The sequence below is a fragment of the Georgenia sp. Z1491 genome, assembly GCF_057652395.1.
On sequence record NZ_CM172729.1, the window covers coordinates 1538433 to 1547385 of the forward strand.

The following is an 8953-nucleotide window of genomic DNA, read 5'->3' on the forward strand; positions in this document are numbered from 1 at the left end:
TCGCCTCCGGCGGCGCGGACCGCAACCCGGTCGAGCCGGGGGGGCAGCCCGCCTCCCGTCAGACCTGGACCGCGCCGAGGATGTCGAGCACCTCCTCGGGCGAGCCCGCCGCGCGCAGCCGGTCCACCTCCGCCTCGTCGAGGAAGACCTGCGAGAGCGCCGAGAGCACCTGGAGGTGGTCGTCACCGGTGCCCGCGATGGCGACGACGAACTCCGCCCGCTGCCCGCCCCAGTCGACGCCCTCGGTGTACCGGACGAAGGACAGCGACGTGCGTCGGACGAGGTCCTTGGCGGCGTCGGTCCCGTGCGGGATCGCGAGCCCGTTCCCGACGAGCGTGGACACCGACAGCTCGCGCTCGTGCATCGCGGCCACGTACTCCTCGGGGACCGCGCCCGCGGCGACCAGCAGCCGACCCGCCTCGTCGATCGCGTCGTCGCGGTTCTGTGCGGCGCCGTCGAGGACGATCGACTCCCGCGCGAGCAGGCCGTGCCTCGGGGGTGCGGCGGTCGCGACCGCCGCGGCACCTTGATCGGCACCGATCGGAGCGCCGTGCTCGGTGCCGACCGGGGTGCCGGCTCCGTCCGCGGTCCCGCCCACGGTCCCGTCCGCCTGCTCCTGGAGCAGGGCGACGACGTCGTCGTAGCGCGGGCTGGCGAGGAACTCGTCGACGGACACGTGGACGGCCGACGGCGTACGGCCGCGGGCGCGCTCGGTGAGGTCCCGGTGCGTGACCACGAGGTCGACGTCGTCCGTGAGGCTCGCGATCGCCCGGTTGTCCACGGTGACGTCGGTGAAGCCGGCCGCGTGCACCTTCCTGCGGAGGACCGAGGCCCCCATCGCGGAGGATCCCATGCCGGCGTCGCACGCGAACACGATGGTGCGGATCCGGCCCGTCCCGCCCGCACCGGCGACGAGCGAGGAGGCGATCGAGCTGCGCCCCTTCATCTCCACCATGTCGGCCGTCGCCCCGGCGAGGTCGTCGGAACCCGACCGCCCCGTCCGCAGCAGGGCGCCGGCGACCACGAAGGTGACGGCCGCCGACAGGACGACGGACAGCGTGACGCCGAGGAGGCTGCCGGCCGGTGACTGCAGGAGCACCGCGATGATCGACCCCGGCCCGGCCGGGGCGCGCAGCCCGGAGTCGAGGAGCAGGTTCGTCGCCACGCCGGTCATACCACCCGCGATCATCGCGACGATGAGCACCGGCTTCATGAGGACGTACGGGAAGTAGATCTCGTGGATGCCGCCGACGAACTGGATGAGGGCGGCGCCGGGCGCGGACGCCTTCGCCATGCCGGTGCCGAAGACCGTGAACGCGAGGAGCAGCCCGAGCCCGGGTCCGGGGTTCGCCTCGATGAGGAAGAGGATCGACTGCCCCTCCGACGCCGCCTCGGCCGTCCCGAGCGGGGTGAAGACGCCGTGGTTGATCGCGTTGTTGAGGAAGAGCACCTTCGCAGGCTCGACGAGCACGGAGGTCAGTGGCAGGACGCTGTTGTCCACGAGGACGTCGACCACCCGCTCCGCGGCGGTGGAGAACGCCGAGACGAACGGGCCCGCGGCGACGAACCCGACGACGGCGAGGAGCATGCCCCAGATGCCGGCCGCGAAGTTGTTGACCAGCATCTCGAACCCGGGCCGGATGCGGTCGGCCCACAGCGCGTCGAGCTTCTTCATCGACCAGCCGCCGAGCGGTCCCATCACCATCGCGCCGAGGAACATCGGGACGTCGGCACCGGCGATCGCGCCCATCGTCGCGATCGCGCCGACCACGCCACCTCGAGCCGTGTCGCCGTACATCATCCGACCACCGGTGTACCCGATGAGGATCGGCAGCAGGTAGGTGATTGTCGGACCGACGATTCCGCCGCCCTCGGCGCCGGCACCCCAGCCGCCGAAGTGCTCGACGAACCCGTACCCGCCCTCGTGCCCGAGGACGCGGTCGCCGACGAGCGTGATCCACCCCGCCTCGATGAACAGGGCGGTGATGAGCCCCCACGCGATGAACGCGCCGATGTTGGGCATCACCATGTTCGACAGGGCCGTGCCGAACCGCTGCACGGCCACCCGGGCGCCCCGCCCGGGGCGGGCGTCCTCCGCGGCCGGCCTCACGTCAGTGGGTGCGGACATCTCTCCTCCTCGAGATCGACGGCGGCCGACGTCGGCCGTCGCGCTGCCACACGTCTATTGCGAGGATGAAACCACACGAACCCAACTGAAGCCAAGTAAACAGCGCTGGCAGATTCTGCGAACGTGTGGCTATGATCGGGGTCGGCGGCCGGCACCGGCGCCGACGGTCGACCCAGGAGGACCGATGAAGGCCCTGCGCTTCTACGCACCCGAGGACGTCCGGCTCGAGGACGTGCCGGAGCCGACGTGCGGACCGCACGAGGTGAAGATCCGCGTGCGGAACTGCTCGACGTGCGGAACCGACGTCAAGATCTTCCACAACGGGCACCAGAACCTCAGCCCCCCACGGACCACCGGGCACGAGATCGCCGGCGAGGTCGTCGAGGTCGGTGCGGACGCGGCGGCCCCGGACGGCAGGCCGTGGCAGGTGGGCGACCGCGTGCAGGTGATCGCCGCCGTGCCGTGCGGTCGGTGCCACGAGTGCCGCCGGGGCTGGATGGCCGTGTGCCAGAACCAGACGTCGGTCGGCTACCAGTACGAGGGCGGGTTCGCCGAGTACATGGTCGTGCCCCGCGAGGTCCTCGCCGTCGACGGTCTCAACCGCGTCCCCGACGGCGTCGGGCTCGACGAGGCGTCCGTGGCCGAGCCGCTCGCCTGCGTGATCAACGCGCAGGAGCTCCTCGGGATCGAGGAGGGGGACACGGTCGTCGTGTTCGGTGCCGGTCCGATCGGCTGCCTCCACGTCCGTGTCGCCCGCGGCGTCCACGGCGCCGGGGCGGTCCACCTCGTCGACGTCAACGCCGAGCGGCTCGCGATGTCCGCGGCCGCCGCCCGGCCGGACGGGACGATCGACGCCTCCACGGTCGACGTCGTCGAGCGGGTGCTCGAGCTGACCGGCGGGCGGGGGGCCGACGTCGTCATCACGGCGACCGCGGCGAAGGTCGCCCAGGAGCAGGCGGTCGCGATGGCCGCCCGCAACGGGCGCATCTCGTTCTTCGGCGGCCTGCCGAAGAACGACCCGGTGATCGCGCTCGACTCCAACGTCGTGCACTACCGGCAGCTCCACATCCACGGCGCGAACGGGTCCGCCCCGGAGCACAACCGGCGGGCCCTCGAGCACATCGCGTCCGGGCGCGTCCCGGTCGCGGACCTCATCACCCATCGCGTGCCGCTCGACGACGTGCTCGACGCCTTCGACCTGGTGCGCACCGGGGCCGGGATCAAGGTGACGGTCGAGCCCTGAGCGCCAGGCGCGCATAGCATCGGCGCGAGCACCGTCGGGTCGCGAGGGAGGAGCACCGTGTATGCAGAGGAACGGCAGCAGGCCGCCGCGAGGCTCGTCCTCACGCGCGGCCGGGTCTCCGTCGCGGAGCTCGCCGACGAGTTCGACGTGACGAGCGAGACGGTGCGGCGCGACCTCGGCGCGCTCGAGCGGATGCGGCTCGTGCGCCGGGTGCACGGTGGTGCCGTGCCTGCCGCGTCGCTCTCGGCGATCGAGTCCGGCCTCGACGAGCGCGACGTCACGCGATCCCGGGAGAAGGAGCGGATCGCCCTCGCGGCGCAGCGCTTCCTCCCGGACGCCGGCGGCACGGTGGTGATCGACGCCGGCAGCACGACCGGCCGCTTCGTCAACCTCGTCGCCCAGGGCGCGCGGTTCGTCGCCTTCACCCACGCCGTGCCGATCGCCGCGGGTCTCGCCCTGCTGCCCGAGGTCGACCTGCACCTGCTGCCGGGCCGCGTCCGCCGCACCACGCAGGCCGCCGTCGGGTCGCCCACGACCGAGGCGCTCGAGCGGGTCCGGGTCGACGTCGCGTTCGTCGGGACGAACGGAATCAGCGCCGAGCACGGTCTGTCCACCCCCGACCCGGAGGAGGCGGCCGTCAAGGCAGCGCTGGTGCGGGCGGCCCGCATCGTCGTCGTGCTCGCGGACTCGTCGAAGTTCGCGCGCGACGCCACGGTGAGCTTCGCGGACCTCGCCGACGTCGACGTGGTGGTCACGGACTCGGCGGACCCGCCCGTCCCGCGCGCCGTGCTGGACGACCTCGGCGTCGAGCTCGTGGTCGCATGATCGTCACCCTGACGGCGAACCCGTCGATCGACCGCACGGTGGTCCTCGGCGGCCGGCTGGTGCGCGGTGGGGTCGCTCGCTCGACCGGGGCCACCGCGCAGGCCGGGGGCAAGGGCGTCAACATCTCGCGCGCCGCGGTCGCGGCCGGCGTCCCCACGCTCGCCGTGCTCCCGGCCGACGAGGTGTTCGTCGCAGAGCTGGGTGGCGCGGGGATCGAGTGCCGCACCCGGCTGCCCGCGGGTCCTGTCCGTGTCAACCTCACGCTCACGGAGCCGGACGGCACGACGACGAAGATCAACCACCCCGGCCCGGTCGCGGACCGCCGGCTGCTCGACGGTCTGCGGGACGACGTCGTCTCGCTCGCGGGCGACGCCGACTGGGTGGTCCTCGCGGGCTCGCTCCCGCCGGGGGCGCCCGATGCCTGGTACGCGGAGCTCGTCGTCGACCTGCGGGCGACCGGTGCCCGGATCGCCGTCGACACCAGCGGACCGCCCCTCGCGGAGCTCGCCGCGGCACTGCCTGCGGCGGCCCCGGACCTCATGAAGCCCAACGGCGACGAGCTGGCCAGCCTGACCGCCGCCGATGCGGTGCGCCTCGAGGCGGACCACCGGGCCGCCGCCGACGCCGCGCTCGAGCTCGTCGGGCGCGGCGTCGGTGCGGTGCTGGTGACGCTCGGCGCCGGGGGAGCGGTCCTGGCGACGCCGGACGGGGCCTGGCACGCCCCGGCCCCTGCGACGGAGGTCGTCAGCACCGTGGGCGCCGGCGACTCCAGCCTGTTCGGTTACCTGCTCGCGAGCGAACGGGGCCTGCCGCCCGAGGAGCGGCTCGCGCACGCGGTCGCCTACGGGAGCGCCGCCGCCGGTCTCCCGGGCACCACGATCCCGCGCCCGTCGGACGTCGGGCCCGCCTCCGTCCGACCCGTGCGGCTCCAGGTCGGCCGGCCCGCGCCGACCACCTGACCGACGCCCTCCGCAGCCCCGAGCTCCGACGCGGCCGCGGGTGATCAGTCCTCGGGCAGCGGGAACACGTCGAGGTAGACGCGCACGCGTCGGGTCGGGCCGGCCGCTGCGGACTCCCCGTCCTCGCGGCGCGCCTTCGCCGCCTCGGAGTGCTCGTGGAGCACGGCCATCAGCGCGTCGCGCATCGCGCGGGTCTCCTCGGACGTCATCGTCGCCGTGTGGCGCGAGTTGACGGAGGCCTCCGTCCACGCGCCGTCGCCGGTCTCGGCACGCAGCAGCCACTCCTCGACTGCCCGGGCGCGCTGGGTGATCTGGTGGTCGAGCACCGTGGCGACAGCCGGCCGGTTGCGGGGGTCCGACCAGACGTCGGTGTCCATGCGGAACCCCACCGCCGACCACCAGCGCTCCCGGCCCGTGCCCCGGCCCGGGACCTCCTCGACGAGCCCGTGCCGCGCGAGCTGGCGCAGGTGGTAGCTCGTCTGTCCGGTGCTCTCCCCGGTGTGCCGGGCGAGCGTCGTCGCCGTCGCGGCCTCGTGGTCGTTGAGGTAGTCGTACATCGCCATGCGCAGGGGATGGGCGAAGGCCTTCATCGCGCCCGCGTCGATGGCGGGGGCGAATATCGCGGGATCACGGCCGTCGGTCGGCCCGGCAGGCTCTCCTGGCGTACCTGGCGTACCTGGCGTACCTGGCGTACCTGGCGTACCTGGCGTACCGGGCGTACCGGGCTCGCCGGTGGCCGCCCCGGGACCGGTGCCCGATGAGGACGGGGGCGTGGGGCTCTTGCGCGTCGACATGATGCAGAGATACCTTTGCAGAGTCTTCTTTGCAGACGTTCGTCTGTAACAACTCTAGGGGAGAACCGACATGACGACGCGAGACACCACGGCACCACCCGCGCACGATGTCGACGCGACCGTCGCGGGAGGGACGGCTGAACGCGGCGTCGACGGACCGGTCCCTGCGATCGCTGCCACGGTGCGCGAGCCGCTCGGTCGACGATTCGCCGTCCATCTCACGGGTGTCGGGATCGCCAACCTCGCCGACGGCCTCATCCTCGTCGGCGTCCCGCTCGTCGCCATCACGCTCACACGTTCCCCGGGACAGATCTCGCTCATCCAGGTCGCCTTCTGGCTGCCCTGGCTGCTGCTCGGGATGGTTGCCGGCGTCGTCGTCGACCGCTCGGACCGGCGCCACGTCCAGCTCGTCGGCGGTGCCGCGCGGCTGGCGGTCGTCGCCGGGCTCGCGGCGCTCGCCGTCACGGACAACCTGTCGATCCCGCTGCTGGTGGCCGGGGTCGGTCTGTACGGCGTCACGCAGGTCTTCGTCGACCTCGCCGGATCCTCGATCGTGCCGCAGCTGGTCCCGCGCTCGCGGCTGACCGCTGCCAACGGCCGGGTGATGGGCCTGGAGCAGATCGGCACGAACTTCCTCGGCGCCCCGGTCGCCGGGTTCCTCGTGGCGGCCGGCGCAGGCTGGGTCTTCGGCATACCGGTCGCACTCGGCCTGGCGTTCCTGCTCGTCCTCGGGCTGGGCATGCGTGGAGACTTCCGACCCCGGCGATCGGCGCCGACGGAGCCGGTCGGCGGCCGCCTGCAGCAGGTGCTGGAGGGTCTGCGCCTCCAGGTCCGGCACCCGGTGCTCCGGCCGCTGCTGATCGCTCAGTCGGTGCTCAACTTTGCGAGCACCGCCTACTTCGCGGTGTTCGTCCTGTGGATGGTCGGCGCCGAGTCGGCGGTCGGCATGACGCCGGAGCGCTACGCCATGCTCGCCGCGCTCCTCGCGGTCGGAGCGATCGTCGGGTCGTTCCTCGCCGAGCACGTCTCGCGGTGGCTGCCCGAGGTGCCGGTCCTCATCGGGTCCTGGGCGATCCAGTTCGGAGCACTCCTGGTGCCGGTCCTCGTGCCCGAGCCGTGGGCGATCGGCATCGCCCTGGTCGTCGTCGGCCTGCTCAACATGATCGGCAACGTCGTCACCCGTACCCTCCGGCAGAGACTGATCCCCGCCGATGCGCTCGGCCGGGTCGGCGGTGCCGGAGGCATGATCGGCTACGGCCTCATGCCGCTCGGGGCGCTCGCCGGTGGCCTCGTGGGTGAGCTGTGGGGCCTGCCGGCGGTGTTCGTCGGGACGGTCGTCCTCGCCCTGGTCGTCGTCGCCTACGTGGCCACGCGGATCAGCAGCCGTCTCGTCGCCGCGCACGAGATCGAGCACGACGACGTCGTGGCCTGACCAGGTGCCCTCCGCGATCACGAACCGCCGGGGCGGACGGCCCGGCCGGGCGGGTACAGGACAGGGTGGCCCGGCGGCTACCTGCGGCGGAGCAGCAGCACGCCGTCGTCGAGGTCGGCATCCTCGCCGTCGGGGGAGGTGGTGGCGCGCCGGCGGACCTCGGCGCGGACGGTCTTCCAGTCGCCGGCGGGAAGAGCCAGCTCGGCGGCGTCCTCCTCCGGGGTGGTGAAGCGGTACTCGTGCATCGCGGCGTCCGCCCAGGGTGGCGGGGCCGCATGGGTGATGACGAGCAGGTGGCCGCCCGCCGCGACCTCGTCCGCCGCGCGGCGCAGGATCTGAGTGCGGGGCAGCTCGATGGTCGAGTGCAGGAAGCTTGCCGTGACGAGGTCCCACGGGCCGCCGTCGAGGTCCCAGGTGCCGAGGTCGGCGGCGACGAACCTCGCCGATCCGGTCGGGAGGTCGAGATCCGCGGCCGCGGCCCGGGCCCGGCCGACCGCCACGGAGGACAGGTCGACACCCGTGGCCGTCCACCCCTGCTGCGCCAGCCAGATGACGTCTGCCCCCTCGCCGCACCCCAGGTCGAGTGCGCGCCCGCGCGGCAGGTCAGCGGCGACGTCGACGAGGGTCGCGTTGGGCCGGCCCGACCAGATGCGGTCCGACTCCGAGTAGCGCCGTTCCCAGTGCTCGAGCGGGTCGGCGTGCGGGTCGACGTGCTCGTGCCCGGCGGCGTGTGCGTCCATGGTGCTCGCGATCAGTCGCCGCGGCGTGCCAGCCAGCGGCTGACGAGCACGTAGAGCACCAGTGCGACGACCGCGACGACTGCGAGCCGCACGAGGAACCACACCGCCTGGAACAACCAGCCCACCAGCCACCAGGCCGCGACCATGAAGACGACGACGATGAGCACCGTGACGAGTGTGCTGCGTCCCTGCATGGCCCCAGTCTGACACCCGGGCGGCGCGCGCGGGTACCGCATTCCGTGTCACCGCCCGTCGTCGGGGAGGGCGCGGGTCCGACCTCAGGCCAGTGCGGCGGCCTGCTGCTCCGCCGCCCACGCGGCCACGCGGCGCGCGCTCTCCTCCTCGGAGAGGTCCTCGACCCGGCTCATGATCGTCCAGCGCACGCCGAACGGGTCGAGGATCGAGGCGTACCGGTCGCCGGAGACGAACGTGGCCAGCGGCTCGCGGACCCGCGCGCCGGCAGCCTCTGCGCGCGCGACGACCGCGTCGGCGTCCGCGCAGAAGTAGCCGAGCGAGTAGCAGGCAGCGTCGCCCTCGGGCGGCGGGACGAGGCCGAACTCCGGGCTGGGTTCGCCGATCTGAAGGCGCCCGTCGCCGAGGTCGAGCTCGGCGTGGACGACCACACCGCCCATCTCGGTGACGTCGACGACGCGCGCACTGAGCACGTCGCGGTAGAACTCGACGGCCGCGCCGGCGCGGGGCACCGCGAGGAAGGGCGTGAGGCTCGTCGAGCCGTGCGGGACGCCGTCCGTGGTGTGCTCGCCGCTCACCCCGAGGCGCGGCGCGTCGTTCTCGGTCGTCGTGGGCGTGGTCTGCTCGGTGGTCACGGGGC

General features: G+C 73.3%; 9 protein-coding genes. 4 read left to right on the forward strand and 5 right to left on the reverse strand.

Annotated elements, in window-relative coordinates:
- Positions 1–58: 58 nt before the first annotated feature.
- Positions 59–2128, reverse strand: a complete 2070-nt coding sequence (locus tag AC24HA_RS07255; RefSeq protein ID WP_425708579.1) for a PTS mannitol transporter subunit IICBA — start codon at positions 2126–2128, stop codon at positions 59–61.
- 184 nt (positions 2129–2312) lie between these two features.
- Between AC24HA_RS07255 and AC24HA_RS07260 the strand changes: the two genes are divergently transcribed.
- The 3 genes from AC24HA_RS07260 to AC24HA_RS07270 are packed head-to-tail and all read left to right on the forward strand — an operon-like array spanning position 2313 to position 5155.
- The gene (locus AC24HA_RS07260; RefSeq protein WP_425708578.1) at positions 2313–3371 is read left to right on the forward strand and encodes a zinc-dependent dehydrogenase; all 1059 of its coding nucleotides are present in this window, start codon (positions 2313–2315) and stop codon (positions 3369–3371) included.
- 57 nt (positions 3372–3428) lie between these two features.
- Positions 3429–4196, forward strand: a complete 768-nt coding sequence (locus tag AC24HA_RS07265; RefSeq protein WP_425708577.1) for a DeoR/GlpR family DNA-binding transcription regulator — start codon at positions 3429–3431, stop codon at positions 4194–4196.
- Positions 4193–5155: a 1-phosphofructokinase family hexose kinase gene (locus tag AC24HA_RS07270; protein ID WP_425708576.1), complete on the forward strand. Its 963-nt coding sequence runs from the start codon at positions 4193–4195 to the stop codon at positions 5153–5155. Before AC24HA_RS07265 ends, AC24HA_RS07270 begins: the two co-directional genes overlap by 4 nt.
- Before the next feature lie 44 nt (positions 5156–5199).
- On the opposite strand, the gene AC24HA_RS07275 is transcribed toward AC24HA_RS07270, so the two are convergent.
- On the reverse strand, positions 5200–5745 hold the full coding sequence (locus AC24HA_RS07275; RefSeq protein WP_425708575.1) for a winged helix-turn-helix domain-containing protein: 546 nt from the start codon (positions 5743–5745) through the stop codon (positions 5200–5202).
- 274 nt (positions 5746–6019) lie between these two features.
- Here AC24HA_RS07275 and AC24HA_RS07280 point away from each other — a divergent pair, with 274 nt between their 5' ends.
- Positions 6020–7381 carry an MFS transporter gene (locus AC24HA_RS07280; RefSeq protein ID WP_425708574.1) on the forward strand — a complete coding sequence of 454 codons (1362 nt, stop codon included), beginning with the start codon at positions 6020–6022 and terminating at the stop codon, positions 7379–7381.
- A 77-nt stretch (positions 7382–7458) separates the two neighbouring features.
- Here the strand turns inward: AC24HA_RS07280 and AC24HA_RS07285 are convergent, their stop codons facing one another.
- The 3 genes from AC24HA_RS07285 to AC24HA_RS07295 form a co-directional block, all read right to left on the reverse strand.
- On the reverse strand, positions 7459–8121 hold the full coding sequence (locus tag AC24HA_RS07285) for a class I SAM-dependent methyltransferase (protein WP_425708573.1): 663 nt from the start codon (positions 8119–8121) through the stop codon (positions 7459–7461).
- A gap of 11 nt (positions 8122–8132) precedes the next feature.
- Positions 8133–8315, reverse strand: a complete 183-nt coding sequence (locus AC24HA_RS07290; RefSeq protein WP_425708572.1) for a hypothetical protein — start codon at positions 8313–8315, stop codon at positions 8133–8135.
- Between the two features lie 84 nt (positions 8316–8399).
- Complete coding sequence (locus tag AC24HA_RS07295; protein WP_425708571.1) at positions 8400–8948, reverse strand: VOC family protein; 549 nt, start codon at positions 8946–8948, stop codon at positions 8400–8402.
- Positions 8949–8953: the final 5 nt, after the last annotated feature.